A 16696-nucleotide genomic window follows, 5' to 3' on the forward strand; every position below is an offset into this window, starting at 1 on the left:
GGGGGTTCAAATTTTTCCGTGGGTGTCCGCTCAGCGGACACCCACGGGTCGCCGGGCCTTCGCGGGCGGACGGGAATCCATGACCGTTCCGGCTCAGCCGGGCCACACGATCGACTGGAGTTCGCCGTACGCGTGCAGGGCGTACGAGCCGACGTCGCGGCCCACCCCGCTCTTCTTGAACCCGCCGAACGGCGCCTCCATGTTCCGGCCGACGGTGTTCACCCCGACCCCACCGGCGCACAGCCGCCGGGCGATCCGGAAGGCGCGCGCCACGTCCCCGGACCAGACGTAGTCGATCAGTCCGTAGTCGCTGTCGTTGGCGAGCGCGATGCCCTCCTCCTCGTCGTCGAAGGGGACGACCACGACGACCGGGCCGAAGATCTCCTCGCGGACGACGCGCATGTCGTTGGTGCAGTCGGCGAGGAGGGTCGGGGCGACGTAGAAGCCCCGGTCGAGTCCGGCCGGGCGGGCGCCGCCGGTGACGACCCGCGCGCCCTCCTTCCGGCCCAGTTCGACGTACGCCTCGACGCGGTCGCGGTGGGCGGCGGAGATGACCGGTCCGACGACCGTGCCCTTGGCCGCCGGGTCGCCCACCTTCAGATGGCCGGCGTACGCGGCGAGCTTCCCGATCAGCGCGTCGTGGACGCCGCGCTGCACCAGGACCCGGGTCGGGGCGGTGCAGATCTGGCCGCTGTAGAAGGAGAACGTGGTGCCGATGCCGGCCACCGCCGAGTCGAGGTCGGCGTCGTCGAGGACGATCGCGGCGCCCTTGCCGCCCAGCTCCATCAGCTGCCGCTTCATCCCGCGCCCGCACACCTCGCCGATGCGCTGCCCGACGGCGGTGGACCCGGTGAAGCTGACCATGTCGACGTCCTCGCAGTCGACGGCCGCCTCGCCCGCCTCGGGGCCCGAGCCGGTGACGACGTTGACGACCCCGGCCGGGACGCCCGCCTCCTGGAGCGCCCCGGCCATCCGGTAGACGGAGAGCGGGTCCTGCGGCGCGGGCTTCACGACGACGGTGTTGCCCATGGCGAGCGCGGGGGCGATCTTGCCCGCCGGGTTGGCCCACGGGTTGTTGTACGAGGTGATGCAGGTGACGACACCGACCGGGCGGCGCACGGCGAGGGCCCCGAAGACCCCCGCCCGGCCCATCGGCCCGGCCTCGTTGATCTGCGGCGCGATCGGTTCCTCGACGGGTTCCAGGGCGCCCCTGGCGTACCGGCGGAAGCGGGCGGCGCCCACGGCCACCTGCATGCCCCTGGCCGTCGCCGTGGTGGCGCCGCTCTCCGCGCGGGCGAGGTCGGCACTGGCCACGAGGTCGCGCCGCATCAGGTCGGCGGCCCGGTCGAGGATCGCGGCCCGTTCCTCGGGGCGGGTGCGGGACCAGGTGGTGAACGCCTCGCGGGCGGCGGCCGCCGCCGCGTGCACCTGCTCCCGGCTCGCCTCCGGGGCGAGGCCGACGACCTCCTCGGTCGCGGGGTCGATCACCTCGTAGTGGCCGTGGTCCGGCTCGGTCCACCGGCCGCCGATGAACAGGCGGCGCTTCGGGTCGTCGCTCGTGCCGCTCATGCCGTGCTCACCGTCCGGGTGTCGCGGCCGGAGCGGAGCACCGTGCCGGGGACCGCACCGGTCACCTTGTCGTCGCGCAGGGTCTCCACCCCGTTGACCCGGACCGAGACGATGCCGATGGCCCGGGAGTCCAGGCGCGGGCTGTCGCCGGGCAGGTCGTGCACCAGGGTGGCGGGCCCCGCGTCGACGCGTTCCGGGTCGAAGAGGACGAGGTCGGCGTGGAAGCCCTCCTCGATCCGGCCCCGCTCGCGGAGTCCGAAGAGCCGGGCGGGATCGTCGGTGAGCATCTTCACCGCCCGCTCCAGGGGGACGAGCCTGCGCCCGCGCAGGCAGTCGCCCAGGAACCGGGTGGTGTACGGGGCGCCGCACATCCGGTCCAGGTGCGCGCCCGCGTCGGAGCCGCCGAGCATGACGTCCTCGTGTTCCCAGGTCTCCTGGCGCAGCGCCCAGGAGGCGGGGTCGTTGTCGGTGGGCATCGGCCACAGCACCGTGCGCAGTTCGTCGGCGGCGCAGATCTCGACGAGGCAGTGGAAGGGGTCCTGGCCGCGTTCGGCGGCGATGTCGCGCACCACGCGGCCGGTCAACCCCTCGTTGGCCGCGCTGTAGGTGTCGCCGATGACGTAGCGGGCGAAGTCTGCGAGGCGGCGGAAGACCCCGGCCTCCTTGCTGTCGGCGCGGCGGAGCATCTCGGCGCGGGTGCCGGCGTCGCGGAGCCGTTCGATGCGTTCGGGGACGGGCAGCGCGAGGATGTCGCCCCAGCCGGGGATGAGGTTGAGGGCGCAGAAGGTACCGAGCGACATGTTCATGGGGGTGAGGATCGGCATGGTCAGCGCGACGATCCGGCCCCCGGCGCGGCGGGCCCGTTCGCTGGGCACGAGCTGGCGCGGCACGCGTTCGGGGACGGCGGAGTCGATGGTGAGGACGTTCCAGTTCAGCGGGCGTCCGGCGGTGGCGGTCATGTCGACGAGGAGGTCGATCTCCTCGTCGGAGAACTGGTCCAGGCAGCCGGCGACGATCGCTTCGAGCTGGGTGCCCTCGTGTTCGCCGACGGCCCGGGAGAGGGCGAGGAGTTCCTCGGGCAGGGCGGCGCGGGAGGCGACGGGCCGGCCGTCCCCGTCGGAGTGGGTGGCGGACTGGGTGGTGGACAGCCCCCAGGCCCCGGCGTCCATCGCGTCGTGCAGCAGCGCGAGCATCGCGTCGAGCTGGGCCGGGGTGGGCTGCCCGCCGGTCGCGTCGGCGCCCATGACGTACCTGCGCAGCGCGCAGTGCCCGACCATGAACCCGGCGTTGACGGCGATGCGCCCTTCGAGGGCGTCCAGGTATTCGCGGAAGCCCGACCAGGTCCAGTCGACCCCCTCCTCCAGGGCCCGGAGCGCCATCCCCTCCACCCGCGCCATCATGCGGCGGGTGTAGTCGGCGTCCTCGGGGCGGTCCGGGTGGAGCGGGGCGAGGGTGAATCCGCAGTTGCCCCCGGCGACGGTGGTGACGCCGTGGTTCATGGAGGGGGTGGCGTACGGGTCCCAGAAGAGCTGGGCGTCGTAGTGGGTGTGCGGGTCGACGAAGCCGGGGGCGAGGACGAGACCGGTGGCGTCCTCGGTGGTGGCGGCCGGCTCGGTGACCGTGCCCGGTTCGGCGACGACGGCGATGCGGCCGTCGCGGATGCCGACGTCGGCGGTGTACGAGGGTCCGCCGGTGCCGTCCACGACGGTGGCTCCGCGGATGAGGTGGTCGAGCATGACGGGGTTCCCTTCTGCGGTGTGTGTGCGGCCGGGGGCTGCGGGGTGTGTGCGGCCGGGGGTGCGCAGGGCCGCGGCACGCACCCCCGCCCGCACGGAGCGGCGGTCCGGGAAGACGCCGCGGCTCTCGACGGGGGCTCCGCCCCCGTGCCCCTGCTCCTCCTGGTGCCGTGACCGGCAGTGTTTGCCCGACGGGGCAAAGCTTGCCGGGAGGGGCACTAGGCCGCGTTCCGGAACCGTGAGGTCCGGTGCACCGGGTCCGTGTCGATCGCCGGAATCACGTGCTCACCGATCAGCCGGATCGAGTTCAGCGTGTCCTCGCGGCCGATCCCGATCGGCAGCCCGAAGCTCAGCTGGTCCGCCCCCGCCCGCTCCCACCGCCGGCACTGCCGCAGGACCTCGTCCGGGTCCCCGCAGATCATCAGCTCCTCCGCGATCAGCAGCTCGATGATCTCCTCGGTGTACTCCGGCAGCAGTTCGGGCCACTCCGGGATGCCCTCGGGCCGGGGGAACGTGTCGTGGTAGCGGAACAGCAGCGACTGGAGGTAGTTCAGCCCGCCGCCCACCGCGATCTCGACGGCCTTGGCGTGGGTCTCGGCGCAGATGGCCGTGGAGGTGACCATGACGTTGTCGTTGACGAAGTCGCCGACGGGCTCGGCTTCCTTGACCGCCGACTTGTACGAGTCGACGACCCACTCCATGTCGGAGACCTTCTGCACGCTGAAGCCCAGCACGCCGAGCCCCTTCCGCCCCGCCATGGCGTACGAGGACGGGGAGCCGGCGGCGTACCACATCGCCGGGTGCGACTTCCCGTACGGCTTGGGCAGGACCTTGCGCGGCGGCAGCGACCAGTGCTTGCCCTGGAAGCCCACGTACTCGTCCTGGAGCCACATCTTGGGGAACTCCGCGATGGTCTCCTCCCAGAGCTCCTTGGTGTGGTTCATGTCGGTGATGCCCGGCATGAAGCCCAGGATCTCGTGGCTGCCGGCCCCGCGCCCGGAGCCGAACTCGAAGCGCCCCTCGGAGAGGTGGTCGAGCATGGCGACCTTCTCGGCCACCTTCACCGGGTGGTTGACGGGGGCCAGCGGGTTGAAGATGCCGGAGCCGAGGTGGATGCGGTCGGTGGCGTGGGCGAGGTAGCCCAGGTACACGTCGTTGGCCGAGATGTGCGAGTACTCCTCCAGGAAGTGGTGCTCGGAGGCCCAGGCGTACTTGAAGCCGGACTTGTCCGCCTGGATGACGTACTCGGTCTCCTCGATCAGCGCCTTGTGCTCCGCCTCCGGGTCGACCCTGGCCCGCGCGGCAGGCACGTACCCCTGTACAAAGAGTCCGAATTCCAAGGGAGTTCACCGTCCTCAATCGTTTCTGACACATCGTCAGATCGTGATGCGTCCGACTGTTCCACCGGCACCCGGACCCGTCAATAGCTGACGCATCGTCAGAAGAGTTCGAAGGGCCCGGCCCGGTCCGCCCGCTCAGAACAGGCTGACGCCCGCCAGCCAGCCGCCGTCGATGACGAACGGCTGCCCGGTGATGTACGAGGAGTCCTCCGAGGTCAGGAACAGCGCCAGCGCCGCCACCTCCGCCGGCCGCCCGATCCGCCCCAGCGGCACGAGCTTGCGGTACAGCTCCGCCACCGCCTCCCGGGACTCCTCCGGGTCCGCGCCCGGGTCCAGCGCAGCCGGGTTGGTCATCGCGGTGTCCACCGCCCCGGGACAGAGCGCGTTGACCCGTATGCCCTTCGCGGCCAGCTCCACCGCCGCCACCCGGGTCAGCCCGATCACCGCGTGCTTGGTGGCGGCGTACGCGCCCACGAACGCCATGCCCGTGAGCCCGGTGTACGAGGCGGTGTTCACGATCGTCCCGCCGCCCGCGGCCTCGATCTCCGGCGCCACGTTCCTGATCCCGAGGAACGCCCCCACCTGGTTGACCCGCACCACCTGCTGGAACTCCTCCAGCGGGGTGGCCACCAGCTCGTTGAACCGGAGGATGCCCGCGTTGTTGACCAGCCCGTCGACCTTCCCGTACGCGTCCTTCGCGGCGGCCACCGCGGCCTGCCAGTCCTCCTCCCGGCCCACGTCCAGGTGGACGAACCGGGCGGCGTCCTTCCCCAGCTCGCCCCGCAGCTCCTCGGCCAGCGCCCCGCCCTGCTCGTCGAGCACGTCGGCGATCACCACCCGCGCGCCCTCCGCGGCGAACAGCCGCGCCTCCTGCTCGCCCTGCCCGCGCGCCGCGCCGCTGATCAGCACGACCCGCCCGTCCAGCTTGCCCATGACCGGGACCCTCCTACCTGTCGAGATGGGGTGCGACCTCGGCGGCGAACGCCGCCATCTGGTCGGTGAGTTCGGTACGGCTCCGGCTGCGGAACCGCACCTGGATCTGGTGGACGCCCATGGCCGCGTACGCGCGCAGCGACTCGGCGACGGCCTCCGGCTTGCCGGTGAGGGTGCGCCGCCCGACGGGCCAGCCGGGCTCGCCGACGTACAGCGGCTCGGTGATCGCGCCGACGACGATCGGCTCCTCGACCCCGGCCGCCTCGCGCAGCCGCCGCAACCGGGCGATCTGCGCGGGCAGCTTCTCCCGCGGGTCGCCCTGGGGCAGCCAGCCGTCCCCCCGCACCGCCGCCCGGCGCACGGCGGCGGGCGAGGACCCGCCCACCCAGACCGGCACCCGCTCCCGGGCCGGGCGCGGCAGCTGGCCGAGCCCGGAGAAGGAGAACCGCTCCCCCGCGAACTCCGGGTACTCCTCGGGCCCGAGCGCCGCCCGCAGCGCGTCGATGGTCTCGTCGAGCACCCCGCCGCGCCCGTCGAAGTCGGCCCCGAGCGCCTCGAACTCCTCCGGCACGTGCCCGGCCCCGACCCCGAGGATCAGCCGGCCGCCGCTGAGGTGGTCGAGGGTGGCGTACTGCTTCGCGGTGGCCAGCGGATGCCGCAGCCCGACGACCGCGACATGGCTCATCAGCAGGACCCGCTCCGTGATCCCGGCGAGAAAGGCGAGCGTGGCGACCGGGTCGTACCAGACGGTGCCCATGACCCCGGCGAGCCGCCGCGGGATCGCGACGTGGTCGCAGCTCGCCAGATAGGCGAAGCCGGTGCGGTCGGCGGTGCGGGCGACGGCGGCGAGATCCTCGGGCCCGGCCCCGGCCTCCCACCCCTCGGCGTAGATGGTGCTCTGCGACTGGACCGGCAGCTGCATCCCGTACGACAGCGGCCCGGTGAGCGGTATCGGCACCGGACGCCTCCTCCCCGATCGGATCTGACGCATCGTCACTTCAAGGTGCGGGGCCATCGTCGTACCTGATGCTGCATCAGACAAGGGGTGGGAGCGGGGACCTCGGGCCGGGTCGGGCGCGACGCCCGGTGGACCCGCGGCCCGCACGGTCAAGGGCGCCCCTTCGGTCAGCCACCCTCACGGAACAGGACATACCGCATGATGCGCGCGAACACACGCGATACCGACTGATAGGCATACGCCAGCCGTACTGATCCCGCCGGTGCGCGCGGCCCGTCGGGAGCGCACGCACCGGCCCACCGGAACGAGGTATGCCCGTGAGATCGCTCCGACGCGCCATCGGATGGTCCGCCACCGCCCTGGCCACCGTGCTCGCCCTCACCTCGCTCGGCGGCACGGCCGCCGCGGCCCCCGCCGACGCGGCCGTCGGCCCCGTCAAGCTCTACGTCAAGGGGTTCGGCAGCGGTCCGTTGAACGTCGCCGAGCAGTCCGCCCGGGAGACCGGCCTCGACGCCGCGGTCGCCCGGGGCTTCGCCCGTTCCGACTGCCGGGTGAGCGCCGGTCCCGCCGTCGTCAACACCCTCCCGAACGGCTGGGTGCAGGTCCACATCGAGTACCTGTGCACCGGCGAGCCGGTCGTGGGCTCCCCGACCTTCGTGCTCAAGCGCTACCACAAGAGCTCCGACACCCTGAGCACCCCGTGGGACGCCCCCGTCGGCTACGACCTGCAGGGCCCCCTGGGCACCCTGTACACCGCGCCTAACCCGGACACCCGGCCTCTCTACCTCTGCCAGGTGCGCGGCGACCACTTCGCCACCACCGACGTCGGCTGCGAGGGCCAGACGTACGTGACGCGTCTCGGCTGGCTGTACGGCGCACCGCCCGCCGGGGTGCCGAGCCTGCCGCTGCTGCGCTGCCTGCGCAAGGAGAACCGGCAGATCTTCGAGTCCCACCAGCCCGACTGCGAGGGCCAGATCCACGGCGGCACGCTCGGCTACCTCCTGCCCTGACCGCCCTGACCGCCCCTGACGACCCGACGCCGGACGGGGGACCGGTGCCGGTCCCCGGCTCCATCGACGCGGCGGTGGCACGTCGGCCGGTCACGGCCCTGCGGTTCCGAACCAGAAGTCGGGGCCGTGCCGTCAGGGGCCTGACGGGGCGCCGGTCGTGCGGGGGCCGTACGCGGCGTCGCGGTCGGCGTCGCCCTCGTCGTCGTCCCCGCCGGTCGCCGCGCTCTCGGGGGCGGTGGTCCTGGGGGCCGGGGCCGGGGCGGCACCGCTGCCGGCTCCGGCTCCGTCGCCGCCCCAGGGCTCCTCGTCCTCCTCCTCGTCCTCGTCGGACTGTTCGTCGGGGGCGGCCTGGACGCCCACGCCCTGCGAGGACGACACGTTCTGGTCGATCGCGCCCCCGCCGCCGTCGTGGTCGCTGCCCGCCGTGCCCTTGCTGAAGGGGCCCAGCACGTTCAGCGTCCGGTCCACCTCCAGCCAGGAGTCGGCGTTGGAGTTGTCGATGGTGATCAGCGACGGTCCGTGGTGCGTCTCCATGCCGCCGTCGGGGGCATCGGCCCAGGCGGTGCCCGCGGCCAACTGGCCCTGGCAGAGCGCCCCGAGCGCGATCGCCAGGGCGGCACGCGCCCCGGACGAGGTGAATCCCATGCGGTGTTCCTCTTCCCGGCCGCGCGGTCCCGGACCGGGCGCGGCCCGCTTCGTGTGATGCGTACGGTCGTGTCGGTTCGAGCGGTCCGCGGAGCCGGCACGGCCCGTGCGGTGTGCACGGGCCGCGCGGGCCGGGGCCGCGGTGGAGCGTGGGGGTCCACCACCGAGGCCCCGGTGTGCGGGCGAAACGGTCAGGAACTCACGGCCGGGACGCGCCGATGGCGCACGGCCACCCGCTCCCGGACCGTCGTCCGCGTCATACGGACACGGTCTCGCGGACGGGGTGGTGCCTGCTGATGTTCTTCTCCAGCAGTTCCGTCGAACGCTGCACCCCGATCCCCTCGGCGGGCACGAACTCGGGAAGCCGTCCGTCGGCCTCCTTGAGGTCCGTCAGCGCGGAGTCGATCGCGGCGTGCGCGGCGAAGAGGCACGGGGTGCTGTAGATGGCCACCTGGCACTCCAGGTCCGTCAGCTCGGAGAGCGAGAGCCGGGGGGACTTGCCGCCCGCGATCTGGTTGAAGAGCAGCGGCTTGTCACCGACCACCTTCCGGATGCGCTTGATCCACTCGACGCTGCGCACACCGTCGACCAGGACGACGTCGGCGTCCGTCCCGGCCAACGCCTCCGCCCGGCGCAGGATCTCGTCCTCCTCCGTGGCGTCCGTGCGGGCGACGACCACCAGGTCGCGCCTGCTCTCCAGGACGAGGTTGAGCTTCTCCAGGTACTCCTCCAGGGGGAGTACCTGCTTGCCGTCCGCGTGTCCGCACCGGCGCGGGCGCTTCTGATCCTCCAGGATGACGCCGGAGGCACCGATCCGCTCCAGCCGCTGCACCACGTGGCAGGCGACCTCGGGGTCGACGTAGCCGTCGTCGATGTCCACCAGCAGGTGGTGGGAGGGGAAGGCCAGCCGCAGCCGCTCCACGAAGGCCACCATGTCCGGCCAGGCGATGAAGCCGATGTCGGGGAGCCCGTAGTGGGAGGCGGCGAAGCCGAAGCCGGACACGAAGAATCCGTCGTAGTGCCGGGCCACGACGGAGGCCGAGTACATGTCGTAGATACCGATGAGGGGAGTCGTTCCCGGTGAGCGGACTTCTTCCCTCAGCGCACTTCCATAACGCACAGCGTCTCCTTGTCATCGGGTGGTCGATTCACGGACCGGCGCCCGGCGCATCGGTGACGTGCCGGGTCGGCGGTTCGGATCTCCGGTGATTTCGTTGGATGGAACGGGTGTTGCGCAACGACGTCCCGTGCGTGCGGACCCCGACGGCATCGGGTCATGGAGCCGCCGCGGCACGGGAGAGTGCGTCGGAGGCCCATGGATGTCGATGGTTCGGCGGTTCAGCGGTTCACTGATGCGGCGGGCGCGGAGGCACCGCGCCCGCCCCGGCCACGCGGAGGGGCTGGCAGTGCCCACCCCGCACGGGACGCAAAAGGTCTGCCCTCTTTGCGAAGACGCGTATACCTATACAGACATGACCGTCTCTTTACTCCGGGACACGCCGCTCCTGACCTTGTGTACGACACCCCGCGGGTAACCGTCGGGAACGGGGTTGACGGCACCCCGGAAGCGGGAACGTTTCACTCCCGGAGCACCGGGAAATCCTCCGTGCGAAATTCGTTGAATCCCTTTCCCAGTAACGGAGTTGGGCATCACCCGGTCCGGTTCGGTCGTGGATCATCCGAACCGGTCGAGAAGGCACTCCACATAGTTCTCCAGGCGTTCCGTGAGCAGCTCGGGCGTCAGATCCACCCGCCCCAGCTCCCGCCACGGGGTCGCCACCTTCTCCGCGTCGGGCGCATGTGCGAGCGCGTCCAGCAGCCGCCAGTACAGGTGGTCCGCCCCGCTCGCGACCGGCCGGCCGCCCGCCTCGGCGTACCGTTCGGCGAAGTCCGTCCCGGCCGGGACCCCGTGCAGCAGCGCCAGCGCGGTCGAACAGTGGGCGACGTCCAGATCGGCCGGGCCCCAGGAGGTCTCGACCCAGTCGACCACCCCGCCGATCCGCGTCCCGGACCCCTGCCCGGTGAAGAGCACATTGCCCGGATGGAAGTCGCGGTGCAGGAAACACGCCTCGTACGCGGGTGGTTCGCGCCGGATCGCCTCGATCGCGCGCCGCCACAGCAGCGGCCGGCCGGTGCCCTCGGGGACCCGCACCCGGTCCGGCGCGGTCCACGCCTGGTAGTCGCGCGGGCGGGTCCGGTCCGTGACTTCGATCCGGTGCACGGCGGCCAGTTGCCCCGCCAGCAGCCCGGCACGCTCCGCCGCCCCGGCGTCGTCGACCCGCACCTCGCCGGGCAGCAGGGTCATCAACAGCGAGGGGTGGTCGCAGTGTTCGCCCACCGCGTCGACGGCCACCAGCCGTGCCGCCGGTACGCCGGTGCCCTCCAGCAGCCGCAGGACGTCCGCCTCCCGGGTGAGCAGCCCCGGCGCGTGGCGCACGTAGAAGGGCTTGACGAAGGAGCGCAGCACCAGCGAACGGTCGCCCCGCGGACCGGAGACGCGCAGCCGGCGCATCCAGGAGGTCCAGCCCCCGCGCAGCCGCCGGGCGCTCACGATCCGCTCCCCGGGCCCGAGTTGCTTCCCGACCCACGCGCATGTCGCCCGGTCCGGCCAGTCGTCCGCCGTTTCACCCATGCGGGGAGCGTACCGAGGGGGGGGGGGGGGGGGGGGGGGGGGGGCGGCGCGGCCCCCCCCCCCCCCCCCCCCCCCCTCGGCCCTGCGGAACGTCAGCAGTTCGGGATGACCGTCCCGTTGTTGTCACGGGCCTCGTCGTTGCCCCAACGGGACAGGTAGTACGCCGAGACGTACGCACCGCGCCCGTTCTTGCCCGCGTAGACGACGTCCAGGTCGGTCTTCAGCCACCAGTGGTTGTAGCTGGAGCCGGAGCCGACCTGGGCGCCCCACACCTTGCAGTAGACGTAGTTCGTACCGGCGTTCAGCACGCCCTGCGCGTCGTTCGTGTTCGGTCCCGCGTAGCCGGTGGCGTTGGCGAAGGTGTCGACCCAGTACTTTCCGGTGCCACCGCCTCCGCAGCCGTTGTCGCTGGTCAGGTACTTGCTGTAGTACGAGCCGGGGTACGGGGCGAGCGACTGGCCGTTGATCGCGATGGCCTGGCCCACGCCGTTGTACAGCTGCTCGTAGTGGATGTGGGCGCCGCTGCTGTTGCCGGTGGAGCCGGTGACGCCGATCTGCTGCCCCTGCGCCACGGAGGCGCCGTCGCCGACCGAGTACGAGGAGAGGTGGAAGTAGTAGGTCTGCCAGCCGCCGCCGTGGTCGATGACGATGTAGTTGCCCGCGCCGCTGGGCTGGGAGTAGCGGTGCGCGGTCCCGCCGGACGAGGCGAGGACGGGGCTGCCGGCGGTGGAGCCGCCGTCGGTGCGGACGAAGTCCAGGGCCGATCGGACCTCCGCCGAGTGGTGGCTGTAGGTCCAGGTCTGGCCGCAGGGGAACGGCGCCTTGAAGTTGGGGGCCGCGGCCGCGGGAGTCGCGGTCAGCAGGCCCGCGACCAGGGCCACCAGGGCCAGCAGGGCGATACGTATCGGACGCAAGCGCATGCGCGGTCATCCTCCGTGTCGGGGTCGGGTCGTGGGGGGTGGGCAGCACTGCGGGTCGGACGGACGCAAGCGTGCCGGACCCACCGCCCCGGCAGTAGACCCACCGGGCCCAATCGGTGGGCCCAAAATGGGTCCGTGGCGGGGAAGTTGCCTGCTCGACGCCTTCTTCCGGACCCACCGGCGGGGGCCGGGCGCGACGCCGCCGCCACCGGTACGGTGCCCTCACTTCCGGTACAGCGCCTCGATCTCCGCCGCGAAGTCCCGCGCGATCGCGTCGCGCCGCAGCTTCAGCGAGGGCGTCAGATGGCCGCCCTCCTCGGTGAAGTCCACGGGCAGGACGGCGAACTCGCGGATCGACTCCGCCCGGGAGACCAGCCGGTTCGCCTCGTCGACCGCGCGCCGCAGGGCCGTGCGCAGCTCGTCGTCCTCGACCAGTTCCCGGATCGGCACGCCCTGCTTCTTCTTCATCTGCCGCCAGTGGGCGAGCCCGTCCGGCTCCAGGGTGATCAGCGCGGTGACGAACGGGCGGTTGTCGCCGACCACCATGCACTGCCCCACCAGCGGATGGGCGCGCAGCCAGTCCTCCAGCGGGGCCGGGGCGACGTTCTTGCCGCCGGAGGTGATGATGATGTCCTTCTTGCGGCCGGTGATCGTGAGGTAGCCGTCGTCGTCGAGCGCGCCCAGGTCGCCGGTGGCGAACCAGCCCCCGTCCTGCGCGGGGACGGCCCGGCCGGCGGCGGCATCCCAGTAGCCCTGGAACACCTGGCCGCCGCCGATCAGCACCTCGCCGTCGTCCGCGATCCGTACGGCGGTGCCGGGCAGCGGCCAGCCGACGGTGCCCAGCCGGGGCCGGAGCGGCGGGGTGACGGTGGCGGCGGCGGTGGTCTCCGTCAGGCCGTAGCCCTCGAAGATCTCGATGCCCGCGCCCGCGTAGAACGCGGCGAGCCGTCGGCCCAGCGGGGAGCCGCCGCAGATCGCGTACCGGACGTGGCCGCCGAGCGCCGCCCGGATGCGGCGGTAGACCAGCGGGTCGTACAGCGCGCGGGCCGCCCTGAGGGCCGGGCCGGGGCCGGGTCCGGTGCCGTGCTCGGCGGCCTCCAGGGCCTGGCCGTAGCGCTGGGCGATCCGCGCGGCGCGGTCGAACGACGCGGCCCGGCCCATCTTCTCCGCGGTGGCCCGGCCCGTGTTGTACACCTTCTCCAGCACGTACGGGATGGCCAGCAGGAACGACGGCTTGAACCCCGCCAGGTCGGCGAGCAGGTCCTCGGTCCGGATCGACGGGGCGTGGCCCAGCCGGACCCGGGCCCGCAGGCAGCCGATCGCGACCATGCGTCCGAAGACGTGCGAGAGGGGCAGGAAGAGCAGGGTGGAGGCGGGGTACTTGCTGACCGACTTGAAGACCGGGTGGAGCAGCTCGATCGCGTTGTCGACCTCGGCGAAGAAGTTGCCGTGGCTCAGCACGCAGCCCTTGGGGCGGCCGGTGGTGCCGGAGGTGTAGATGAGGGTGGCGGGGGTCTCCGGTTCGAGCGTGCCGCGCCGGGCGGCCACCACCTCGTCGGGAACGTCCCGGCCCAGCCGCCTCAGCCGCCCGATCACCCCCGTGTCGAGCTGCCACAGATGGACCAGGCCGCCGAGCTGTCTGCGCTCCTGGCTGACCAGCCGGCCCTGGTCCGCGGTCTCGACGGCGCACGCGACGGCGCCGGAGTCCTGGAGTATCCAGCGGACCTGGTGGGCGGAGGAGGTCGGGTAGACGGGGACGGTGACGAGCCCGGCGGCCCAGGCGGCGAAGTCGAGCAGCGTCCACTCGTAGGTGGTACGGGCCATGATCGCGATCCGGTCGCCGGCTTCGAGGCCCTCCGCGACCAGGCCCTTCGCCAGGGACAGCACCTCGTCGGCGAACTCGGCGGCCGTCACGTCCTGCCAGCCGCCGTCCGGGAGCCTGCGGCTGAGGACGGCGTCGTCGGGGGCCTCGCGGGCGTTGTCGAACGGGATCTCGGCGAGCGAGCCGCGCCGGACGGGAGGGGCGGCGGCCGGTACGGAGACCTGCCGCACCGAACCGTCCGTGGCCCTGACCACGGTCGGCTCCACGAGGACGGGGGGCGCGGGGGCGGTGGGTGGCGTGGGCATGTGCGGCTCCTCAACGTGGGTTCGGCGGTGCCACCGGGGCCTTCCGGTGGACCGGCTGAGCTCTGGTGCCGTCCGGTGCGGTGTTCCGGCGGACCGGCCGGAGTTCCGGTGCCGTCCGGTGCGAGGGGTCGGGGCGGGCCCTCACGGGCGTTCGAGGATGGCCGTGACCCCCTGTCCGCCCGCGGCGCAGATCGAGATCAGGCCCCGGGACGGGCCGTCGCGCTCGGCCAGGAGCTGCGCGAGGGTCGCGACGATCCGCGCGCCCGTCGCGGCGAACGGATGGCCGGTGGCGAGCGACGAGCCGGCGACGTTGAGCCGGTCCCGGTCCACGGGGGCCAACCCCTGCTCCTCCCAGGCCGCGAGGGTGGCCAGCACCTGGGAGGCGAACGCCTCGTGGACCTCGAACAGGTCGAAGTCCTCGACGGTGAGCCCGGCCCGCTCCAGCATCCGCGGCACGGCGTGCGCGGGGGCCATCAGCAGCCCGTCCTCGCCGTTCGCACGGTCACCGTTCACGTGGTCGACGGCGGCCGTCTCGTACCGGGAGAGGTAGGCGAGCGGTTCCAGGCCGTGCGCGCGGGCCCATTCCTCGCTCGCCAGCAGCACGGTCGCGGCGCCGTCCGTGAGCGGGGTCGAGTTGCCCGCCGTCATCGTCGCGTCGGGGTGGTCGGTGCCGAACACCGGCTTCAGCGCGGCGAGTTTCCCGACCGTGGAGCCGGGGCGCAGGTTCTGGTCGCGGGTCAGTCCGCGGAACGGGACGACGAGGTCGTCCAGGAAGCCGCGCTCGTACGCCGCCGCCAGCCGCTGGTGGCTGGTGGCCGCCAGGAGGTCCTGGTCCTCGCGGGTGATGCCCCAGCGGCGGGCGGTGATCGCCGCGTGCTCGCCCATCGAGAGGCCGGTGCGGGGTTCCGCGTTGCGCGGGATGTCCGGCACGAGGTGGCGGGGGCGCACTCCGGCGAGTGCCTTCAGCCGGGCGCCCGTCGACCGCGCCCGCCGGGCGGCGAGCAGCAGCCCGCGCAGCTCGTCGTTGACCCCGAGGGGCGCGTCGCTCGCGGTGTCCGCGCCGCCCGCGATCGCCGAGTCGACGGCCCCCAGCATGATCTTGTTCGCGGCGGCGACGACGGCCTGGAGGCCGGTGCCGCACGCCTGCTGGACGTCGTACGCCGGAGTGCGCGGGTCGAGCGCCGAACCGAGCACGGTCTCCCGGGCCAGGTTGAAGTCGCGGCTGTGCTTGAGCACCGCCCCCGCGACGAACTCCCCGATCAACTCCCCCTGGAGTCCGAACCGTTCGACCAGCCCGTCCAGTGCGGCGGTGAGCAGCTGCTGGTTGGAGACCTGGGCGTACGGGCCGTCCGCGCGCGCGAACGGGATGCGGCTGCCGCCGATGACCGCGACCCGGCGGGGCCGCGGGAGTTCCAGGGGGACCATCTCGACCAACTCCTGACTCCTGAGTAACCTTACTCCTTGGTAAATCTACGACCGAGCAGGGAGTCCGGACAATGGCCGACCGCTATCTGCACTTCACCGGCACAGCACCCGGCCGTTTCCTCACCCGCCGGCTCGGGCTCCCCCGCCCCGCCCCGCTGCGCCGCTGGTCGCCCGGAACTCCGTCGCTGGACGGCCCGTTGCTGCACCTCACCGCCGGGGACTCCGCGATCACGCAGGAGCTCGGCGCGCTCCTCGCGGCCACCGGCCTCGACGTCACCGACCGTGCCGAGCACGCCGCACGGCCTGCGGGGATCGTGCTGGACGCCACGGCCGTGACCGCTCCCGGCGGGCTCACCGCCGTCCACGCGGCGCTGCACCCGGTGATCCGCTCCCTCGCGCCGGGCGGGCGCGTCGTGGTGGTGGGGGTGCGGCCGTCGGCCGACGACCACCACCAGGCCGCCGCCCAGCAGGCGTTGGAGGGGTTCACGCGCTCACTGGGCAAGGAGGTCGGCCGGGGCGCCACCGTGCAACTGCTCCGGATCGCCCCGGACGCCGTCGCCCCGGCCGAGTCCACCCTGCGCTTCCTGCTCTCGCCCCGGTCCGCGTACCTCAGCGGCCAGGTGATCGAACTGACTGCGGCCGCCCCCGACCCGGTGGCCGACTGGACGGCCCCGCTCGCCGGACGCACCGCGCTGGTCACCGGCGCGGCCCGGGGCATCGGTGCCTCGGTCGCCGGGGTGCTGGCCCGGGACGGCGCCCGGGTGATCTGCCTGGACGTCCCGGGGGTACGGGACGAGCTGGCCCGCACCGCCGGGGAACTCGGCGCCACCGCGCTGCCGTTGGACATCACCGCGGAGGACGCGGCGGACCGGATCGCCGCGGCGGCCCCCGACGGCCTGGACGTCCTCGTGCACAACGCGGGCATCACCCGCGACCGCCGGCTCGCCAACATGCCGGCCGAGCGCTGGGCCTCGGTCCTCGACGTCAACCTCGACAGCGTGCTGCGCACCACGGACGCCCTGTTGAAGGCGGGCACCGTCAACCGCGGCGGCCGGATCGTCGCCACCGCCTCCATCGCGGGCATCGCGGGCAACAACGGCCAGACGAACTACGCCGCGAGCAAGGCCGGCATCATCGGCCTGGTCCGCGCGCTGGCCCCGCAGGCCGCCGCCGACCACGGCGTCACGGTCAACGCGGTGGCCCCCGGCTTCATCGAGACGAAGATGACCGCGGCCGTCCCCCTCCTCATCCGGGAGGCCGGCCGCCGCATGAACTCCTTGGCGCAGGGCGGCCTCCCGGTCGACGTCGCCGAGACGACCGCCTGGTTCGCCCAGCCCGCCTCGACGGCCGTGAACGGCCAGATCGTGCGCGTCTGCGGCCAGAGCCTGCTGGGGGCATGAC

At 73.0% G+C, this 16696-nt stretch carries 13 protein-coding genes; 2 read left to right on the forward strand and 11 right to left on the reverse strand.

Features of this window, described 5'->3' with window-relative positions:
- Window positions 1–93: 93 nt before the first annotated feature.
- The 5 genes from ACFYW1_RS10580 to ACFYW1_RS10600 all read right to left on the reverse strand — a co-directional run bounded on the left by ACFYW1_RS10580 (window position 94) and on the right by ACFYW1_RS10600 (window position 6500).
- The gene (locus tag ACFYW1_RS10580; protein WP_388989967.1) at window positions 94–1569 is read right to left on the reverse strand and encodes an aldehyde dehydrogenase family protein; all 1476 of its coding nucleotides are present in this window, start codon (window positions 1567–1569) and stop codon (window positions 94–96) included.
- Complete coding sequence (locus ACFYW1_RS10585; RefSeq protein ID WP_388989969.1) at window positions 1566–3305, reverse strand: amidohydrolase family protein; 1740 nt, start codon at window positions 3303–3305, stop codon at window positions 1566–1568. The genes ACFYW1_RS10580 and ACFYW1_RS10585 overlap by 4 nt, the downstream gene beginning before the upstream one ends.
- A 218-nt stretch (window positions 3306–3523) precedes the next feature.
- Entirely contained in the window at window positions 3524–4645 is a 1122-nt protein-coding gene (locus ACFYW1_RS10590; protein WP_356934843.1) for an LLM class flavin-dependent oxidoreductase, read from the reverse strand.
- 135 nt (window positions 4646–4780) lie between these two features.
- Window positions 4781–5578, reverse strand: a complete 798-nt coding sequence (locus ACFYW1_RS10595) for an SDR family NAD(P)-dependent oxidoreductase (RefSeq protein WP_388989971.1) — start codon at window positions 5576–5578, stop codon at window positions 4781–4783.
- 13 nt (window positions 5579–5591) lie between these two features.
- Complete coding sequence (locus ACFYW1_RS10600; protein WP_388990186.1) at window positions 5592–6500, reverse strand: LLM class F420-dependent oxidoreductase; 909 nt, start codon at window positions 6498–6500, stop codon at window positions 5592–5594.
- A 353-nt stretch (window positions 6501–6853) separates the two neighbouring features.
- On the opposite strand from ACFYW1_RS10600, the gene ACFYW1_RS10605 reads away from it, so the two are divergent.
- Complete coding sequence (locus ACFYW1_RS10605) at window positions 6854–7546, forward strand: hypothetical protein (protein WP_388989973.1); 693 nt, start codon at window positions 6854–6856, stop codon at window positions 7544–7546.
- 132 nt (window positions 7547–7678) lie between these two features.
- Here the strand turns inward: ACFYW1_RS10605 and ACFYW1_RS10610 are convergent, their stop codons facing one another.
- The 6 genes from ACFYW1_RS10610 to ACFYW1_RS10635 all read right to left on the reverse strand — a co-directional run bounded on the left by ACFYW1_RS10610 (window position 7679) and on the right by ACFYW1_RS10635 (window position 15295).
- Complete coding sequence (locus ACFYW1_RS10610; RefSeq protein ID WP_388989975.1) at window positions 7679–8191, reverse strand: hypothetical protein; 513 nt, start codon at window positions 8189–8191, stop codon at window positions 7679–7681.
- Between the two features lie 256 nt (window positions 8192–8447).
- Window positions 8448–9311 carry an oxaloacetate decarboxylase gene (locus tag ACFYW1_RS10615; RefSeq protein WP_388989977.1) on the reverse strand — a complete coding sequence of 288 codons (864 nt, stop codon included), beginning with the start codon at window positions 9309–9311 and terminating at the stop codon, window positions 8448–8450.
- A 555-nt stretch (window positions 9312–9866) separates the two neighbouring features.
- A complete protein-coding gene (locus tag ACFYW1_RS10620) occupies window positions 9867–10823 on the reverse strand; it encodes a phosphotransferase family protein (protein WP_388989979.1) in 957 nt (318 codons plus the stop codon).
- Window positions 10824–10915: 92 nt separating this feature from the next.
- Window positions 10916–11743, reverse strand: a complete 828-nt coding sequence (locus ACFYW1_RS10625) for a M23 family metallopeptidase (RefSeq protein ID WP_388989981.1) — start codon at window positions 11741–11743, stop codon at window positions 10916–10918.
- Between the two features lie 222 nt (window positions 11744–11965).
- A complete protein-coding gene (locus ACFYW1_RS10630; protein ID WP_388989983.1) occupies window positions 11966–13870 on the reverse strand; it encodes an AMP-dependent synthetase/ligase in 1905 nt (634 codons plus the stop codon).
- A 141-nt stretch (window positions 13871–14011) separates the two neighbouring features.
- On the reverse strand, window positions 14012–15295 hold the full coding sequence (locus ACFYW1_RS10635) for an acetyl-CoA C-acetyltransferase (RefSeq protein ID WP_388990188.1): 1284 nt from the start codon (window positions 15293–15295) through the stop codon (window positions 14012–14014).
- 71 nt (window positions 15296–15366) lie between these two features.
- On the opposite strand from ACFYW1_RS10635, the gene ACFYW1_RS10640 reads away from it, so the two are divergent.
- On the forward strand, window positions 15367–16695 hold the full coding sequence (locus ACFYW1_RS10640) for a 3-oxoacyl-ACP reductase (RefSeq protein WP_388989985.1): 1329 nt from the start codon (window positions 15367–15369) through the stop codon (window positions 16693–16695).
- The last annotated feature ends 1 nt before the right edge of the window (window position 16696 follow it).

Origin of the sequence: Streptomyces sp. NPDC002669 (assembly GCF_042889165.1) — a bacterium.
Classification (GTDB): domain Bacteria; phylum Actinomycetota; class Actinomycetes; order Streptomycetales; family Streptomycetaceae; genus Streptomyces.